We start from the raw sequence: 16,416 nt of genomic DNA on the forward strand, positions 1-16,416 counted from the left end.
TGGAGTTGACCCTGTAATCCCGGACACAGCGTCACACTAAGGTTGCTGACTCCATTGAGCGCCGGAACTCGCGAGGCGAGCGGTACTTCAGCGCGCTATGGGGATGCTTCTCGTTGTAATGCTCGAACGCGATGGCCAAGTTGCGTGCAGCAGTCGCTGCGTCCGGCTTCGGCATGAAGGCAACGTAGTCGCGCTTCATTGTCTTCACGAAGCTCTCGGCCATCCCGTTACTTTGGGGGCTGCACACCGGCGTGGTCAATGGCTTCAGGCCGATGGCCGCTGCAAACCGGCGTGTATCGTCGGCCGTATAGCCCGAACCGTTGTCGCTCAGCCACTCGATTTCGGACGGTGTATGCAGTTCGTTGCCAAACCGATTTTCCACTGCAGCCAGCATCACGTCGCGCACGATGTCACCACTGTGGCCTGCCGTCGTGGCCGCCCAGCTCATGGCTTCCCGGTCGCAGCAGTCCAGCGCGAACGTCACGCGCAGCGGTTCGCCGTTGTCGCAGCGGAACTCGAAGCCGTCCGAACACCAACGCTGGTTGCTGCGCGCCACGGCCACCTTGCCATCGTGCCGGCGTTGCTGCCGAGGCGGAGTCGGACGACGTTGCATCAGCAGACCATGCGTGCGCATGACGCGATAGATGCGCTTCGCATTGAACGGCACCTGTCCGGCGGCAACGCGTTCATTACGCAACGTGCCCCAGACGCGGCGATAGCCATAGCTGGGCAAATCGGCGACAACCCGGCGGATTTCTTCGACCACCACCGCATCGTCGGTCTGCCTGGATTGCCGCCCATCTCGCCATGTGGCCGGACGCGACAGTCGTGCCGAAACGTTCGAGCGCGACACGCCGAGAACTTCACAAACCAGTTTCACTGGTCGTCCTCCGGCAGCGAGGGCGAGTGCGCTATCCATTTTTTTGCTCGGCCATACTCGACTGCTTCGCGGAGAATCTCGTTCTCCATAGTCTTCTTGCCAAGCATCCGCTGCAGCTCACGAATCTGCTTGAGCGCGTCGGCCAGCTCTGAGGCCGGAACCACTTCCTCGCCAGCCTTGACCGCTGACAGGCTCCCATCCTGGTACAGCTTGCGCCAGTGGAACAGCTGGTTCGGGTTCACGCCGTGCTGCCGCGCGACCATCGAAACCGACTTCCCTGGTTCGAAACTCTCGCGAACCATCGCCAGCTTTTGCTCCGCCGTCCAGCGCCGCCGGCGCTCCGGGCCCGTCAACACTTCCATCACTTCCTGCCTGGTGTTAGTCAAAAACACAGTCTTATGCCTACCCGTTATTGTAAGTGGGTGACTGTGTCCGGCGTTTCAGGGGGCTGCTCCATACCCGAAGTACCCGAAGTACCCGAAGTACCCGAAGTACCCGAAGTACCCGAAGTACCCGAAGTACCCGAAGTACCCGAAGTACCCGAAGTACCCGAAGTGCCCGAAGTGCCCGAAGTGCCCGAAGTGCCCGAAGTGCCGGAAGTACCCGAGGTGCCGGAAGTACCCGAACTCCCGCCGCCCGATGTCCCCGACGAGCCGCCGCCCGACGTACCCGAAGTTCCCGAACTGCCGCTCGTCCCGGACGTGCTCGGCTTGATCGTCGGCGGGGTCGTCGGTCCGTCGACCGAACCGCAGCCGTACAGCGCGAGCAGCGACGAGACGGCCATCGTTACCGTCGTCTTCTTGAAGAGAGTGTGCATGTTGGCCTCGACATTGGAAGTGTGTCCCAGGCCTTCACTGCAAGTTCCGCGCCATGACAGGTTTCGCGAAACGGTGTCGCGATTAATTGCGAAAACCGCGAATATCGACGCGATTTAAACGGAGGAATGGCGGTTTCGCGCGACAGGCGCGTGCGGTGCGCGCACGCCGCGGCTGCGATGTTCCCGTCAGGCGCCGTAACGCGCGGCCGGATGTTACGTAGCGTTCGGCCGCCCGGTACGCGACCGGCCGCGAACCGAGCACCGCATCTTTGACGAAACGCGCGCCTCGCCCGAACATGGCTCGACATCTTCCGGCCGCCGGCGACGCCGAAGCGGTCCCGACTCCAATCAGGACATCGACATGAGCGAACAGGACAGGGAATACGGCAAGGCGCGGCGGATCGACGTGATGGGCGAGGCGTTCGTCGAGCGCGCGATGCGCGACCTCGACGGATTTTCGCGCCCGTTGCAGGACTGGCTGAACGAGCATGCGTGGGGCAGCACGTGGCAGCGCGGCGGGATCGACCTGAAGACGCGCAGCCTGTGCACGTGCGCGATGCTGGCGGCGCTCGGCCGCGGCACGGAGCTGAAGGGCCATGTTCGCGGCGCGCTCAACAACGGCGCGAGCCTCGTCGAGATCCGGGAGGTATTGCTGCACAGCGCGTTGTACGCAGGGGCGCCTGCCGCGGTCGAGGCGTTTCGCAACGCGCGCGAGGTGATCGCCGATCTCGGGCTGTCGATACCCGACGACGGAGCCTGAACCCGATGCGGCGCCGGCTGCCCGGCACGGCATCGGAATCCGGCCCTGCGTCGCCGCCGCGACCTACGCGATGCGCACCGGCTGCGCGGCGACGTCGACCGGCGCGGCGGCGACTTCGAGCAACCAGTCGGCCGTCGCTTCGGGAAGCGTGACCGGCAGCATGTGCCCGCCTTCGACGACCTTCAGCCGCACGCGCGCCGATTTCTGCGCGAGCGCGTCGCCGTGCGCGCGCCAGTTCAGGATCGGATCGGCACGGCCGTACAGCACGTCGACCGGCAGCGCGAGTTCCGGATAGCGGCGCTCCATCGCGGGCAGATCGACGGGCGCCGACAGCAGGTCCGTCGCCGTCGCGTAGAACACGTGCGGGCGCATCCCGAGCAGGCCGCCGCCCTTGACCGGGAAGTCGCGCGGCACGTCCTCCGGCGCGAACACCTGGCGCACGGCCTTGCGCCCGGTCAGGATCGTCAGCGGAATCGCGAAGGTCCACGACACGAAACGGCGCACGAGCGGCGACGGCAGCATCAGCGGCTTGAACGGCGCGGGCGGTTCGGTCTGCTCGTGCGACAGCGGCGCGATCAGCGCGAGCCGGCTCACGCGGTCCGCATGGTTGAGGCCGACCGCGAGCGCGATCGCGCCGCCGAGCGAGTGGCCGACCAGCACCGGCCTGTCGAGTTTCAGCGCGTCGATGAACGCGGCGACCGTGCGGGCCTGCGCGAACACGTTCGCCTGCGAGGCCGCGCCGCGCAGTGAGCGGCCGGCGCCGGGCCGGTCGATCAGGATCACGCGATGCTGCTGCGCGAGCCGCGCGAGCGGCAGGTACGCGAAATTGCGCCATTGCCCCGCGAGCCCGTGGACGAACACGATCGGCGGGCCGTTGCCGTATTCGACGTAGTGGATGCGGTCGCCGTCGATGTCGACGAAGCGGCCTTCGGGCGGAAACGCGCGCGTCACGCGACGGGCCACGTAAGCGGAAAACAGCGCGAGCGCGGCGAGCGCCGCGACGACGCCGAGCAGGACGTTCTGGATCAGATGGAGCGTAGGAGTCATGTCGGCCTCAGCGGGTTTCGAGTGCGGGTTCGGCAGCCGGCGCGGTGGCGGCCGGGCCGGTTGTGGCGCGGCGTTCGAAATGCATCGCGGAATCGGCGAGCGCGCTGAATTTCAGCGACGCGAGATCGAGCACGTAGTTCTGGTGGAACTTCCACGGCTTGCGGCGCCCCTGCTTCGGCAGGATGCCGGCCGCGCGCTGGATGTAGCCGGAGCTCAGGTTGACCGCCGGCACGTCGCCGAGATCGCCCGCGCCGAGCCGCGGCACGCACGTGTCGTACCCGTTCGCGCGCATGTGGTTGAGCAGCCGGCACACGTAGCGCGCGATCAGCTCGGCCTTCAGCGTCCACGACGCATTCGTGTAGCCGAACGACGACGCGAGGTTCGGCACGTCGCTGTACATCATGCCCTTGTACGACACCGTCTCGGGCAAATCGACCACGCGGCCGTCGACCGTCACGCGCGCGCCGCCGAGCATCTTCACCTTCAGCCCGGTCGCGGTGACGATCACGTCCGCGTCGAGCTGCTGGCCGCTCTTCAGCCGGAGGCCGGTCGGCGTGAAGCGCTCGATCTCGTCGGTGACGATCGACGCGCGGCCCGCGCGGATCGCCTTGAACAGGTCGCCGTTCGGCACGAGGCACACGCGCTGGTCCCACGGCATGTAGCGCGGCGTCAGGTGCTTCGCGACGTCGAAGTCGGGGCCGAGCTGCTTGCTGGCCGCGCGGATGATGAACTTCTTCGTCTGCTCGGGCTTGCGGCGCGACACGTTGTACAGGTACATCGTCAGCAGTACGTTCTTCACGCGCACCAGCCGGTGCGCGAGCCGCGACGGCAGCACGCGGCGCAGCGCGTTCGCGATCCGGTCGCGCGCGGGCAGCGACACGATGTAGGTCGGCGAGCGCTGCAGCATCGTCACGTGCCGCGCGTCGGCCGCCATCGACGGCACGAGCGTGACGGCCGTCGCGCCGCTGCCGATCACGACCACGCGCCGGTTCGCGTACGACAGATCCTTCGGCCAGTGCTGCGGATGCACGAGCTTGCCCTCGAACGTGTCCATGCCGGCCCAGTCGGGCAGATAGCCTGCGTCGTAGTCGTAGTAGCCGCTGCACATGAACAGGAAGCGGCAGGTGTAGACGAGCGTGTCGGTCGCGCCGTTTTGCGTGCGCTCGATGCGTACCGTCCAGCGCGCGCGGCTCGAATCCCAGTCGGCCGCGACGACCTTCCTGCCGTAGCGGATCGTCTTGTCGATGCCGTAGGTGCGCGCGGTGTCGCGGATATAGTCGAGGATCGTCTGGCCGTCGGAGATCGCCTTGTCGCTGTGCCACGGGCGGAAGCTGTAGCCGAGCGTGAACATGTCGGAATCCGAACGAACGCCCGGATAGCGGAACAGGTCCCAGGTGCCGCCGATCGCGTCGCGCGCCTCGACGATCGCCACGCTCGCATGCGGGCAGCGCTGCTTCAGGTGATACGCGGCACCGATGCCGGACAGGCCTGCGCCGACGATCAGCACGTCGAGGTCGCGGTTTTCGTCACTGTCGCGGCGGGCGTCGGGGGCGGGCGGCGCGTCGCGCCGGTCGGTCGTCGTCGAGATCATGCGGGGTCCTGGGTCGGCGTGGTCGGGCGCGCGGCCGGAGCGTGGGCGCGTTCGAGGTTGCGTGCGCGAGCGCGGCGCACATGGCGCAGCATCAGCCACTGGTAACCGGCGCCGAGCAGCCGCGCGATCCGGTCGAGCCGGCGCGCGTCGGCGCCGACCAGCACGCGGCGCGCATTGCGCTCGACGCCTGCGAGGATCTGCCGCGCGGCCTCGTCGGCCGTCGTCGCGTTGATCAGGCGGTTGGCCTGGCGGCGATGGGTCGCTTCGTCCTGGCCCGTCAGCGCGTGGATGCTGGTGTCGACGCGGCCAGCATCGACGATGCTCGTCGCGACGCCGCCCGGATGCACGCACGTCGCGCTCACCGGCGCGCCGTCGAGTTCGAGTTCCATCCGCAGCGCCTCGGTGAAGCCGCGCACCGCGAACTTGGTCGCGTTGTACGCGCTTTGCGTCGGCATCGCGACGAGCCCGAACAGGCTCGACGTGTTGACGACATGGCCGTCGCCCGACGCGCGCAGATGCGGCAGGAACGCTTGCGTGCCGTGCACGACGCCCCAGAAATTGATGCCGACGATCCATTCGAGATCGGCGAGGCGCGCGGTTTCGGCGCTGGCGGCCAGCGACACGCCTGCGTTGTTGAAGATCAGGTTGACCTTGCCGTGCTCGGCGCGCACGAACTCGGCCCACGCGAACACCGCGTCGCGATCGGCGACGTCGAGCCGCCGCGTGCTCACGCGCACGCTGTGCCGTGCGCAGGCGGCCGCCGTGCCGGCGAGCCCGACATCGTTGACGTCGGCGAGCGCGACCTCGCAGCCGCGCCGCGCAAGCTCCACCGCGAGGCTGCGGCCCATGCCCGAACCGGCGCCCGTGATCGCGGCGACCTTGCCGGAAAATCCCTTCATCCGTCGTTCCTCCCGTTCCGCTTGCGCTGTACCGGCGGCGCATCTATTGTGGTGTTGTTCGTCACCACTTTAGTTTTCGGGTGTCCTGATGTCAAATAGCGGAATGGAGAAAGCACTCGAAACGGAAAGAAGGGGCCGGTCGTATGGCGGCGTGGCGCCCGAGGTACGGGCCGCCGAGCGGCGCGACGCGTTGATCCGCGCGGCGACGCGCGTGTTCGGTACGGTGGGTTTTCGCAAGGCGACCGTGCGGTCGATCTGCCAGGCAGCGAAGCTGAACGACCGCTATTTCTATGCGGCGTTCGACAGCACCGAGGATTTGCTGCGCTGCACCTACCTGCATCACGCGCAGCAGTTGCATGACGCGGTCGCGCAGGCGGTCGCCGCGCGCGGCGGCGATCTGCGGGAGCGCGTCGACGCGGGGCTCGCGGCGTTCTTCGCGTTTTTGCGCGACCCGTGCGCGGCGCGCGTGCTGCTGCTCGAGGTGATGGGCGTGAGCGCGGATACCGACATGACGTATCAGCGCATGCTGATCGACTTCGGCAAGCTGATCATGGCGATTGGCGCGCCGGGCGAGGCCGCGACGCCTGGCGAGCGCAGTGAGCAGCGGCTGATCGGGCTCGCGCTGGTGGGCGCAATGACGAACGTCGGCGCGGCGTGGCTGCTGACCGACTATCGCGATCCGGAGGCACTGATGATTTCCAGTTGCAGGAAGGTGCTGCTGGGGACGTTGCAGGCGCGCGACTAGGGACGCGCGGGAAAACGGGGCTCATTGGCCGGACGAGACCAAATTCGGACTATAATCAGTCTTGTTATGGACTGGCACAGGACGTGTTCCATGAAATTCTCTACCCAGGTCAAGCCCATCAGCTATCTCAAGAGCCACGCCGCCGATATCGTCAGGGACATCTCGGAAAGCCGCGAGCCGATGCTGATTACCCAGAACGGAGAGGCGAAGCTCGTTGTCATGGACGTCAAGTCGTATGAGGAGCATGAAGAGACGCTTGCGCTTCTTCGGCTGCTTGCACTCGGCAATCGGGAGATCGAGCAGGGCCACTTCCGTCCAGTCGAGGATGTCTTTGCGGACCTCGACAAGGACGACGATCAATGACACTGCGGGTTGTCGTTCTTCGTTCGGCGGAAGAAGATCTGAAGAGGTTGAAGCGCTATCTCGTATCGAATTTCGGTTCGGCTACCTGGCAAACGAGCTACCGGCAGATCAAGGACGCCATTGCATCGATTCGCGCTTTTCCGAATCACGGCAGGATTCCTGATGAACTCGCGAATATCAGCCTCGGTCAGTATCGCGAAGTCATTGCCGGAATGAACCGCATCATTTATGACGTGCGAGGCGACACCATTCACGTGCATATCGTTTGCGATACGCGCAGGGATCTGAAGTCCTTGCTGATGAGGCGGCTTGTGGTCGCTCATTGAGCGCGATCGCCATTCTTCCTCGTTTCACGATCCCGCCCTCCGTGGTTTCGAACTTGCGCGCCGCGTAATCGGTGCCGCCGCCGTCACCCCGAGCCTCGCCTTCATCGCATCGACAAACGCCCGTACCTTCGGCGACGGCAGCCGCGTCGACGGAAACACCGCATGAATCCCGGCGGGCGCCGTGCGCCAGCCCGGCAGCAGCCGCACGAGCCGGCCGGTCGCGACGTCGTCCGCGGCCGAGAAATCCGTCAGCAGCCCGAAGCCGCCGCCCGCGAGCACGATCGCGCGGCACGCGGTCGCGGTATTCGACACGACCGGCGCGACGCAGCGCACCGACGCGCGGCCGCCTCGCACGTGATCGAGTTCGAGCGTATGCGGGCGCGGCAGCGACGACAACATCACGAACGGCAGCGCGGCGAGCGCATCCGGATCGCGCGGCAGCCCGTGCCGCGCGACGAACGCCGGGCTCGCGACCAGCCATTTCTCGTACGTGCCGAGCTGCACCGCGCGATAGTTCGAATCGGCGAGGCGGCCGATGCGGATCGCGACGTCGAGGTTGTCCGCGACGAGATCGACCACGCGGTCGTTCGCGACGAGTTCGACCGCGAGCGCCGGATGCCGGTCGCGCAGCGCGACCACGGCCGGCGCGACGACCAGCGCGCCGTAGTCGATGGGCACGCTCACGCGCAGCGTGCCGCGCAGCGGCCCGGCGTCGGACGACACCGCGTCGAGCGCGGCTTCGGTGGCGCGCACGATGTCGCGACACGCGTCGTAGAACACGCGTCCGGCGTCGGTCACGCTCAGCCGCCGCGTCGTGCGCACCAGCAGATTCGCGCCGACCTCGGATTCGAGGCGCTGCATGTGCGTGCTGACGACCGTCTTCGCAAGGCCGAGCCGCTCGGCCGCGGCCGTCAGCGAGCCGGCCTCCACCACCGCGACGAAGATCGCCAGCCGGTTCAGGTTCACGTCGCGCAGATCAGCCATCGTCGATTGTCCTATGCAAGCGGATAATGTTTCCGCGATTATCCGTCTTATGGAGACGAACGGCGAGCGCTACGCTGGAGCCGTTCGTCGCCGATTCCCGGCGACGCGAGATTCCGGAGTGTTTCCATGTCTGCCGCCAGCAAGCCTGCCTCGCCGATCCGCGTTTATTCGTTCCTGTTGTCCGGGCACGCGCACCGTGTCCGGTTGTTCCTGTCGCTGCTCGGGTTGCCGTCGAAGACCATCGACGTCGATCTTGCGGCCGGCGCGCAACGCGAACCGGCGTTTCTCGCGTTGAATCCGCTCGGGCAGGTGCCGGTGATCGACGATGGCGGCACCGTGATCGCCGATTCGAACGCGATCCTCGTGTATCTCGCGAAGCGCTACGGCGACGCACACTGGCTGCCGGACGACGCGGTCGGCGCGGCCGTCGTGCAGCGCTGGCTGTCGTACGCGGCCGGCCCGATCGCGTCGGGCCCCGCGGCCGCGCGGCTCGTGACCGTGTTCGGCGCGCAACTCGACGCGGAAGCGGCCAAGCGTACGGCCGCGAAGGTGCTCGACGTGATCGATCGCGAGCTGGCCGGCAAGCCGTTCGCGGCCGGCGCGCAGCCGACGATCGCGGACGTCGCCGCGTACACGTACATCGCGCACGCACCGGAAGGCGGCGTGTCGCTCGAACCGTATCCGCACGTGCGCGCGTGGCTGGCGCGTATCGAGGCGCTGCCGGGTTTCGTCGCGATGCCGACGACGCGCGCGGGCCTGCTCGCCGCGTAACGCCTGCCGCCAACGCATCTGTCCACGGAGAACGAGATGAACGCGCCGACCGCCGTCGTACCGGGGTGGGAACTCGATACCGCGCCGTTTCACGCGGGCGAGCTTGCCGTGCAGCAGCGCGCAGGCGTGGCGGACGCGGCGGGCGCGGCCGGCCGGCGCGGGATCCGGCGCTTCATGCCGGACCAGCACCGGACGTTTTTCGCGCAACTGCCGTTCTTCGTGCTCGGCGGCGTCGATGCGCACGGCCAGCCGTGGGCGACGCTGCGGGCCGGTGCGCCGGGTTTCGTCACGTCGCCGGACCCGCGCACGCTGCGCATCGCGGCGCCCGCGCTGCCGGGCGATCCGCTCGCCGGCGCATGGCACGCGGGCGCGCCGCTCGGCGGGCTCGGCATCGAATTCGATACGCGGCGCCGCAATCGCGTGAACGGCGTCGTGCGCGCGGTCGACGGCGATGCGCTGACGATCGCGGTCGAGCAGAGCTTCGGCAACTGCGCGAAATACATCCAGGGCCGCAAGCCGACTTTCGTCGCGCGGGAGGTCGGGGCCGCCGTCGCGCCCGACGTGTCGGATGCGCTGAGCGACGCGGATCGTGCGCTGCTCGCGCAGGCCGACACGTTCTTCGTCGCGAGCGCGAACACGTCGGCGCAGGCCGGTGCGGCGCGCGGCGCCGACGTGTCGCATCGCGGCGGGATGCCGGGCTTCGTGCGCGTCGACGATGCGCGCACGCTGACCACGCCGGATTTCAGCGGCAATCGGTTCTTCAATACGCTCGGCAACCTGCGGCACGATCCGCGCGCGGGGCTGCTGTTCATCGATTTCGAAAGCGGCGATTTGCTGTATGTCGCCGCGCACGCGGAGATCGTGTGGGACGGGCCGGTCGTCGCGTCGTTCGACGGCGCGCAGCGCGTCGTGCGGTTTCATGTGCGGGAAGTGCGGCGCATGCGGGCGGTGCTGCCGTTCCGGTGGTCGGCGGTCGAGCGTGCGCCGCAGTTCGCGGCGATGGCGGCGGCGTCGAGGCCGGCGGCGGCGACGGCCGGGCCGGTGCCGTCCGCGACCGCGCCGGTAAAGGCGCCCGCATGGCGGCCGCTGCGGATCGCGAAGATCGTCGACGAAGCGCGCGCGATCCGGTCGTTCCATTTCGAACCCGCGGATGGCGGCGCATTGCCTGCGTACGAAGCCGGGCAGCACCTGACGCTGCGCATCGCGCTGCCGGGCAGCGATGCACCGACGATCCGCAGCTACACGCTGTCCGACGCACCGGGCGGCGCGCATTACCGGATCACCGTGAAGCGCGATGGGCGCGTATCGGCGTGGCTGCACGACCACGCGCAGGCCGGCATGACGCTCGATGCGCAGATGCCGCGCGGCCGCTTCACGTTCGATCTCGCGAGCCCGCGGCCGGCCGTGCTCGTGTCTGCCGGTATCGGCATCACGCCGATGGTCGCGATGCTGCGCCGCGTACTGGCCGACGATACGCCGTCGCGCCGCATCGTGTTCGTGCACGGCGCGCGCGAAGCGGCCGACCGGCCGTTTGCCGCCGAGCTGGCGCGCATCGCGGCCGCCGATGCACGCATGTCGCTTCACTGGTTCGACAGTCTTCCTGACGAACGCTCGGCCGCGCGGGCCGGCCGGATCGACGTCGCGCAACTGAAGCGGCTCCTTTCGTTCGACGATTACGATTTCTACCTGTGCGGGCCGGCGGCGTTCATGCGCGACCTGTACGACGGGCTGCGCGCGCTGAACGTGCCGGACGAGCGCATCCGCTTCGAGGCATTCGGGCCGTCGAGCGTCTCGCGCAGTGCGACCCGCGCGGCTGCCACGTGCGCGGCGGCAGGCGTGCCGGTCGTATTTCGGCGCACGGGGCGCGAGGCCGCGTGGACGCCCGCCGACGGCACGCTGCTCGAATTCGCGGAAGGGCAGCGCGTGAGCGTGCCGTCCGAATGCCGCTCCGGTTCGTGCGGCACGTGCGCGACACGCGTGCTGTCCGGCGCGGTCGACTACGAGCGAGCGCCCGATGCGGCGATCGAACCGGGCTGCGCGCTGCCGTGCGTCGCGCGGCCCGCGCAAGGGGCCAGGGAGCCGCTCGTGCTCGACTGCTGACGCGTGTGCGACATGCCGCCGCAGACCGCCTGCTGCGCGAAAAGCGCGCGCAACTGCTTCTTTTTTCGGATGCCGTCCGGATCGACGATAGCGTCAACCGATTCGATGAAAGGAGCTCATCATGAAACTGCTCGGCATGGTCCGCCTGGTCCTGTGGAGTTTCTTCGGCGTGCGCAACAGCAAGGCGCACGCGACCGATCTCGCGAACGCCAACTTCACGCTGTTGCCGTTCGTCGCGATTTTGCTTGCGCTGCTGGTTGGCGCGGTGATTTACGGCGTCGTGCATCTGGTCGTCGATCCGACCGTGACGATGCAGGGCTTTTGAGCGAACGGCCGGCGAACCGGTAGCGGGCCGCTTTCTCCGCTCCGGCTTCAGGCCGCTCGACCGGCGCATACGACGCCGGCGCCGGAGGCCGGCACGCACGACGCGCATCGCGACCGCATTGCCGCCGTTGTCGCGCTGCCCGAGCCGCTTGTTCCCGTTCCCGCCTTTCCTGTCTCCTGTTCCCCGTTCCGCCCGGTTCCGCGGCCCTTCGCCCCGCCCGGGGTAAAATGCGCGCCACGCCGCGATGTCGCGCGAGCCGGGCACGCCGCCGTTCCGTTGAACGGCCGGCGCCAGTGTCCGCCGCCCGCACCGGGGCGTTCGAAGCGTCCCCCGCATGACGACCGCGCGATGCAGCCGGCCTTCCGACCCGCCCTCGACGAACCTGTCGGCCGCTGCGTCGGTTTCCGGCGCGTCATCCGAATCCGATGTCCCATCCTGCGTGTTTCCGATCGGTCTGCCCGCTTGCGCGCTGTATCGTCCGGTTCGTCTGATGAATATCGTATCGACGCATGCGTCCGGCGACGGGCGCGGCGGCGTTCGCGGGCGCACGATTTGCAGCTTCGTAACGGGTTTCGACAGGGTCGAGTGGCGAGTTTTCCATCCAGAACAATGACGGTGAATAGAACAACAGCGGTACGCGCACGGCGGCGGCGCGCGACGGTCGGGCTCGGCGTCGGGCTCGGTGTCACGCTTTTCGCGGCGCAGGCCGCCGCGGCTCCGGGCGACACGCCCGCATCGGGCGCGGACGCGGCCGGCAGCGCGACGCTGCCCGCGATCACGGTGAGCGGCGAGCGCGGCCACCCGCTGCGGGCGCGCGAAGCGTCGGTCGCGGGGTTCGACGACGCGCCGCTGCGCGACACGCCCGCGTCGGTGAACGTCATCACGCGCGCGCTGATCGACGATCAGCAGGCGAAGCGCTTGAGCGACGTCTTGCGCAACGATGCGTCGGTCGTCAACGACTATGCGCCGGTCGGCTATTTCGAAGGCTTCGCGATCCGCGGTTTTCCGGTCGATCTCGCGAGCGCGATCCGGATCGACGGGCTGACGGTGTCCGGCGAGCAGAACGTGCCGCTCGAGAACAAGGAGCGCGTCGAGATCCTGAAAGGGCTCGCGGGCATCGATAGCGGCATCGTCGCGCCGGGCGGCGTGATCAACTTCGTGACGAAGCGCTCCGCGAACGTCGCGAGCGTGACAGCTGGCGTCGACAGCCGCGGCTCGACGTCGGCGGCCGTCGATCTTGGCCGCCGCTTCGGTGCCGACCATCAGTTCGGGTTCCGGATCAATGCGGCGAAGGAGAACATGCACTCCTATATCGACGGCACGAACGGGCGGCGCACGTTCGGGTCGATCGCCGCCGACTGGGACATCAGCCCGCGCGCGAGCCTGCAGCTCAACGCCGAATTCCAGCAGTGGATCCAGCGTTCCGCGCCCGGCTACCAGTTGCTCGGCGGCACCGTCGTGCCGTCGGTCAAGACGACGTCGAAAGCGCTCGGCACGCAGCCGTGGGCGAAACCGGTGACGACCGACGCGCTGAACCTGAACGCGCGTTTCGACTATCGGTTCAACGACGACTGGAACGCGTACATCGCCGCCGGCCGCAGCCGCACGATGATCGACGACAACAGCGCGTTCGCGTACGGCTGTTCGTATGCGGCAAGCTGCGCGGCCGGTGCGACGTCGCCGTTCTTCTTCGGCGCGAACGGCGACTACGACGTGTACGACTTCCGCAGCCCCGGCGAATACCGGCGCAACGACGATCTGCGCGCGGTCACGACGGGCAAGTTCGCGACGGGGCCGCTGCGGCACGAGTTGACGCTCGGCGTAAGCGTGCAGCGCCGCGTCGTGAGCATGGCGGACGCCGTGTACGACTACGTGGGTAGCGAGAATATCTACGGGCCGGACCTGACGTTCCCGCCGTCGCCGAATTCGCCCGGGCCGTCGTATCCACGCCTCGATGCGTGGCAGTACGGCGTGTTCGGGCTCGACCGCATCAGCCTCGGCGAACACTGGCAGGTGCTCGCGGGCGGCAAGGAAGTGCTGCTGCGCCAGCGCAGCTGGAGCAGCCTCGACGGCGAGACGACGCACACCGACCGCTCGGTGTTCCTGCCGCAGGTCGCGCTCGTCTACAAACCGGTGAACGTGCTGTCGCTGTATGCGTCGTACAGCAAGGCGCTGTCGCTCGGCGACCAGGCGCCCGTGCGCGCGACCAACGCGTACGCGTTCCTGCCGCCCGTCGAATCGCACCAGATCGAAGTCGGCGCGAAATACGACTGGCTCGACCGGCTGAGCCTCACGGCCGCCGTGTTCTCGATCAGCAAGCCGTTCCAGTTCGCCGATCCCGACGCGTCGGGATCGTCCTATACGTTCGTGCAGCGCGGTACGCAGCGGCACCAGGGGATCGAGCTCGGCGCGGCCGGGCGCGTGACCGAACGATTGGGGCTGACGGCCAGCGTCGCGGCGATTCGCGCCCGCGCATACGATTCGGGGTCGCCGGCCTACGAAGGGCATCAGATCATCAACGTGCCCGCGCTGCGCGCGTCGCTGTATGCGGACTACGCGGTGCCGGACGTCGCGGGCCTGAACGTGCTCGGCGGCGTCGAGTACAGCGCGGCGCGCAACGCGAACGAAGAGGGTACCGCGCGCGTGCCGTCGTGGTTCGTGTTCAATCTCGGCGCGCGTTATACGACGAAGATCGGCGGCCATCGCACGGTGTTGCGCGTGTCGGTGGACAATCTGTTCAACAAGTTCTACTGGCGCGACGCAGGCGAGCAGCAGGGCGATGCGTACCTGTTCCCGGGTGCGCCGCGCACCGCGCGCGTGTCGTTGACCTATGATTTCTGATCGGCCGGAAACGGGCGCATGACGCGCGGCCCCGGCAGCCCACCAGGAGAGCACGGACGATGTCCCCACTCGAAATCGCCGGCGTGATCGTCAGCGCGCTCGCGATCTGGCTGACCGCGAAGCGGCGCATGCTGTGCTGGCCGGTCGGCCTTGCGTCGGTCGCGCTGTACGGCTGGATCTTCTTCGACGCGAAACTGTACTCGGACATGCTGCTGCAGGGCGCGTTCGCGGTGCTGCAGGTGTACGGCTGGCAGCGCTGGCTCGCGCAGCGGGCGAGCGAGGCCGACGGCGGTGCCGACGGCAAGGCGGCGCCTGCCGGCGATGTCGCGCCAGTCACCGGCGTGCGCCCGATGCAAATGCTGCCCGACCTGGTCGCGGCCGTCGTCGGCAGCGCGCTGCTCGGCGGGATGATGGCGCGCTGGACCGATGCGGCGCTGCCGTTCGTCGACGCGTCGCTGACCGCGTTCAGCCTCGTCGCGCAATACTGGACGGCGCGGCGCTACATCGCGTCGTGGGGGCTGTGGATCGTCGTGAACGTCGTGTACGTCGGGATGTTCGTGTTCAAGGAGCTGTATCTGACGGCCGGGCTCTATGCGCTGTTCATCGGGCTGGCCGTGGTCGGCTGGCGCGACTGGAGCCGCACGGCCGCGACGCTGCGCGCGAGCGCGAGCCCGGCCGGCTGATTCGCAGCCGATTCAACCACGGAGCTACGTCGTTCATGTCATTTCCCCTCGAACCGGATGCGCCGGCATCGCGTGACGCCGCGCAGGCGCGCGAGGTCGCGCCGCCGCAGTTCGGCGTCGACGGCGAACAGGCCGAACGCGACTGGCCGCTGATCACGCACGACGAAGTCGCGGCCGTGCTCGCGCGGATCGATGGCGCCGGCGCGCCCGCGCGCCTCACGTGGCACAGCCCGCGGCCGTTCTCGGCGGCCGTGCTGGTGCGCACGACCGACGAGCGCGCGCTGTTCGTCAAGCGTCATCATGCGAGCCTGCGCGACGTCGCGGGGCTCGAGGAAGAGCATCGCTTCATCGCGCATCTGCGCGCACACGGCGTGCCGGTGGCGGACGTGCTCGCCGGTCGCGACGGCGCAACCGCGTTCGCATCCGGCGACTGGACGTATGAAGTGCACGTGGTCGCGCCGGGTGTCGACGCGTATCGCGGCGTGATGTCGTGGAAGCCGTTCACGCATCCTTCGCATGCGTATGCGGCCGGCCGCGCGCTCGCTGAGCTGCATCGCGCGTCGGCCGGCTACGATGCGCCGGCGCGGCCGGTTCGCCCGCTGCTGTCGAGTTTTCGCGTGTTGTCGTCGAGCGATCTTGTCGGTGCGCTCGAACGCTGGGTCACGGCGCAACCGTTGCTCGTCAGGGCGCTCGGCGCGCGCGACTGGCGCGGCGACGTAGCCGACGCGATCGGCCCGTATCACGCGCGCCTCGTGCCGCTGCTGCCTGCGTTGCCGCCGCTGTGGACGCATGGCGACTGGCATGCGTCGAACCTGCTGTGGGCCGACGCCGGGCCCGGCGCGCAGGTGCGGACCGTGCTCGACTTCGGTTTGTCGGATCGTACTTGCGCCGTGATGGACCTCGCGCTCGCGATCGAGCGCAACACGGTCGACTGGATGGCGCCGGCCGATGCGCGGCGCATCGAATACGAGCAGATCGACGCGTTGCTCGACGGCTACGAATCGCTCGAACCGCTGAGCGACGACGCATATGCGGCGCTGGTCGCGCTGCTGCCGATCGTACATACGGAGTTCGCGCTGTCGGAAGTCGCGTATTTCGGTTGTATCGTCAACGCGCCCGATATCGTCGACGTGGCGTACGACGGTTACCTGATCGGGCACGCGAGGTGGTTCGGCGAACGCGACGGGCGGCAGTTGCTGGACTGGCTCGTGCAGCGGCGGCGGGGAAAGCAGCACGTCACCTGATTCGCGCGCGGGGCGTATGGCCCGCGCGTGTCGCATTTCC

Annotated in this window: 16 protein-coding genes; 11 read left to right on the forward strand and 5 right to left on the reverse strand. The window is 68.2% G+C overall.

The features are described from left to right. Positions 1–31: 31 nt before the first annotated feature. Positions 32–1,242 (reverse strand): IS3 family transposase gene (locus KPB06_RS24450; RefSeq protein WP_275920516.1). Its coding sequence is split into 2 segments (ribosomal slippage): positions 32–927 and positions 927–1,242, totalling 1,212 coding nucleotides; the frame shifts between segments, so codons are not numbered across the junction. Positions 1,243–1,434: 192 nt separating this feature from the next. Between KPB06_RS24450 and KPB06_RS24455 the strand changes: the two genes are divergently transcribed. Beyond that, positions 1,435–1,815 (forward strand): hypothetical protein, encoded by a 381-nt coding sequence (locus tag KPB06_RS24455; protein ID WP_196487838.1) that lies wholly within the window; start codon positions 1,435–1,437, stop codon positions 1,813–1,815. Between the two features lie 243 nt (positions 1,816–2,058). Continuing rightward, entirely contained in the window at positions 2,059–2,457 is a 399-nt protein-coding gene (locus KPB06_RS24460; protein ID WP_059580213.1) for a carboxymuconolactone decarboxylase family protein, read from the forward strand. Between the two features lie 63 nt (positions 2,458–2,520). Here the strand turns inward: KPB06_RS24460 and KPB06_RS24465 are convergent, their stop codons facing one another. From KPB06_RS24465 to KPB06_RS24475, 3 genes are read right to left on the reverse strand one after another with little or no spacing between them, the layout of a single operon-like run. Further along, complete coding sequence (locus KPB06_RS24465) at positions 2,521–3,504, reverse strand: alpha/beta fold hydrolase (protein ID WP_059580216.1); 984 nt, start codon at positions 3,502–3,504, stop codon at positions 2,521–2,523. A 7-nt stretch (positions 3,505–3,511) separates the two neighbouring features. Next, positions 3,512–5,095, reverse strand: coding sequence for a flavin-containing monooxygenase (locus KPB06_RS24470; protein ID WP_059580218.1), 1,584 nt, complete (start codon positions 5,093–5,095; stop codon positions 3,512–3,514). Further along, a complete protein-coding gene (locus KPB06_RS24475; RefSeq protein ID WP_059580219.1) occupies positions 5,092–5,994 on the reverse strand; it encodes an SDR family NAD(P)-dependent oxidoreductase in 903 nt (300 codons plus the stop codon). Before KPB06_RS24475 ends, KPB06_RS24470 begins: the two co-directional genes overlap by 4 nt. Before the next feature lie 88 nt (positions 5,995–6,082). Here KPB06_RS24475 and KPB06_RS24480 point away from each other — a divergent pair, with 88 nt between their 5' ends. The 3 genes from KPB06_RS24480 to KPB06_RS24490 all read left to right on the forward strand — a co-directional run bounded on the left by KPB06_RS24480 (position 6,083) and on the right by KPB06_RS24490 (position 7,428). Further along, the gene (locus KPB06_RS24480; protein WP_063892428.1) at positions 6,083–6,739 is read left to right on the forward strand and encodes a TetR/AcrR family transcriptional regulator; all 657 of its coding nucleotides are present in this window, start codon (positions 6,083–6,085) and stop codon (positions 6,737–6,739) included. Between the two features lie 90 nt (positions 6,740–6,829). Next, entirely contained in the window at positions 6,830–7,102 is a 273-nt protein-coding gene (locus KPB06_RS24485) for a type II toxin-antitoxin system Phd/YefM family antitoxin (protein WP_050014516.1), read from the forward strand. Further along, the gene (locus KPB06_RS24490) at positions 7,099–7,428 is read left to right on the forward strand and encodes a type II toxin-antitoxin system RelE/ParE family toxin (RefSeq protein ID WP_050014473.1); all 330 of its coding nucleotides are present in this window, start codon (positions 7,099–7,101) and stop codon (positions 7,426–7,428) included. Before KPB06_RS24485 ends, KPB06_RS24490 begins: the two co-directional genes overlap by 4 nt. Positions 7,429–7,452: 24 nt before the next feature. On the opposite strand, the gene KPB06_RS24495 is transcribed toward KPB06_RS24490, so the two are convergent. After that, positions 7,453–8,412 carry a LysR family transcriptional regulator gene (locus KPB06_RS24495; RefSeq protein ID WP_059580224.1) on the reverse strand — a complete coding sequence of 320 codons (960 nt, stop codon included), beginning with the start codon at positions 8,410–8,412 and terminating at the stop codon, positions 7,453–7,455. Between the two features lie 126 nt (positions 8,413–8,538). On the opposite strand from KPB06_RS24495, the gene KPB06_RS24500 reads away from it, so the two are divergent. The 6 genes from KPB06_RS24500 (at position 8,539) to KPB06_RS24525 (ending at position 16,376) form a co-directional block, all read left to right on the forward strand. Beyond that, positions 8,539–9,183, forward strand: coding sequence for a glutathione S-transferase family protein (locus KPB06_RS24500; RefSeq protein WP_059580227.1), 645 nt, complete (start codon positions 8,539–8,541; stop codon positions 9,181–9,183). Positions 9,184–9,219: 36 nt separating this feature from the next. Continuing rightward, complete coding sequence (locus KPB06_RS24505; protein WP_060011762.1) at positions 9,220–11,283, forward strand: pyridoxamine 5'-phosphate oxidase family protein; 2,064 nt, start codon at positions 9,220–9,222, stop codon at positions 11,281–11,283. Positions 11,284–11,404: 121 nt separating this feature from the next. Continuing rightward, complete coding sequence (locus tag KPB06_RS24510) at positions 11,405–11,608, forward strand: DUF2970 domain-containing protein (protein ID WP_006486164.1); 204 nt, start codon at positions 11,405–11,407, stop codon at positions 11,606–11,608. A gap of 609 nt (positions 11,609–12,217) precedes the next feature. Further along, positions 12,218–14,449, forward strand: a complete 2,232-nt coding sequence (locus KPB06_RS24515; RefSeq protein WP_060011760.1) for a TonB-dependent siderophore receptor — start codon at positions 12,218–12,220, stop codon at positions 14,447–14,449. A gap of 59 nt (positions 14,450–14,508) precedes the next feature. Further along, on the forward strand, positions 14,509–15,132 hold the full coding sequence (pnuC, locus tag KPB06_RS24520; RefSeq protein WP_059644631.1) for a nicotinamide riboside transporter PnuC: 624 nt from the start codon (positions 14,509–14,511) through the stop codon (positions 15,130–15,132). 35 nt (positions 15,133–15,167) lie between these two features. Further along, positions 15,168–16,376: a phosphotransferase enzyme family protein gene (locus tag KPB06_RS24525; protein ID WP_060011758.1), complete on the forward strand. Its 1,209-nt coding sequence runs from the start codon at positions 15,168–15,170 to the stop codon at positions 16,374–16,376. Positions 16,377–16,416: the final 40 nt, after the last annotated feature.

Origin of the sequence: Burkholderia semiarida, from assembly GCF_029268935.1 — a bacterium.
GTDB lineage: Bacteria > Pseudomonadota > Gammaproteobacteria > Burkholderiales > Burkholderiaceae > Burkholderia > Burkholderia semiarida.

Excerpts from the sequence above, each read along its gene's own strand:
- KPB06_RS24460 (WP_059580213.1), top strand. The coding sequence starts at position 2,059 with ATGAGCGAACAGGACAGGGAATACGGCAAGGCGCGGCGGATCGACGTG.
- KPB06_RS24465 (WP_059580216.1), bottom strand. The coding sequence starts at position 3,504 with ATGACTCCTACGCTCCATCTGATCCAGAACGTCCTGCTCGGCGTCGTC.
- KPB06_RS24470 (WP_059580218.1), bottom strand. The coding sequence starts at position 5,095 with ATGATCTCGACGACGACCGACCGGCGCGACGCGCCGCCCGCCCCCGAC.
- KPB06_RS24475 (WP_059580219.1), bottom strand. The coding sequence starts at position 5,994 with ATGAAGGGATTTTCCGGCAAGGTCGCCGCGATCACGGGCGCCGGTTCG.
- KPB06_RS24480 (WP_063892428.1), top strand. The coding sequence starts at position 6,083 with ATGTCAAATAGCGGAATGGAGAAAGCACTCGAAACGGAAAGAAGGGGC.
- KPB06_RS24485 (WP_050014516.1), top strand. The coding sequence starts at position 6,830 with ATGAAATTCTCTACCCAGGTCAAGCCCATCAGCTATCTCAAGAGCCAC.
- KPB06_RS24490 (WP_050014473.1), top strand. The coding sequence starts at position 7,099 with ATGACACTGCGGGTTGTCGTTCTTCGTTCGGCGGAAGAAGATCTGAAG.
- KPB06_RS24495 (WP_059580224.1), bottom strand. The coding sequence starts at position 8,412 with ATGGCTGATCTGCGCGACGTGAACCTGAACCGGCTGGCGATCTTCGTC.
- KPB06_RS24500 (WP_059580227.1), top strand. The coding sequence starts at position 8,539 with ATGTCTGCCGCCAGCAAGCCTGCCTCGCCGATCCGCGTTTATTCGTTC.
- KPB06_RS24505 (WP_060011762.1), top strand. The coding sequence starts at position 9,220 with ATGAACGCGCCGACCGCCGTCGTACCGGGGTGGGAACTCGATACCGCG.
- KPB06_RS24510 (WP_006486164.1), top strand. The coding sequence starts at position 11,405 with ATGAAACTGCTCGGCATGGTCCGCCTGGTCCTGTGGAGTTTCTTCGGC.
- KPB06_RS24515 (WP_060011760.1), top strand. The coding sequence starts at position 12,218 with ATGACGGTGAATAGAACAACAGCGGTACGCGCACGGCGGCGGCGCGCG.
- pnuC (WP_059644631.1), top strand. The coding sequence starts at position 14,509 with ATGTCCCCACTCGAAATCGCCGGCGTGATCGTCAGCGCGCTCGCGATC.
- KPB06_RS24525 (WP_060011758.1), top strand. The coding sequence starts at position 15,168 with ATGTCATTTCCCCTCGAACCGGATGCGCCGGCATCGCGTGACGCCGCG.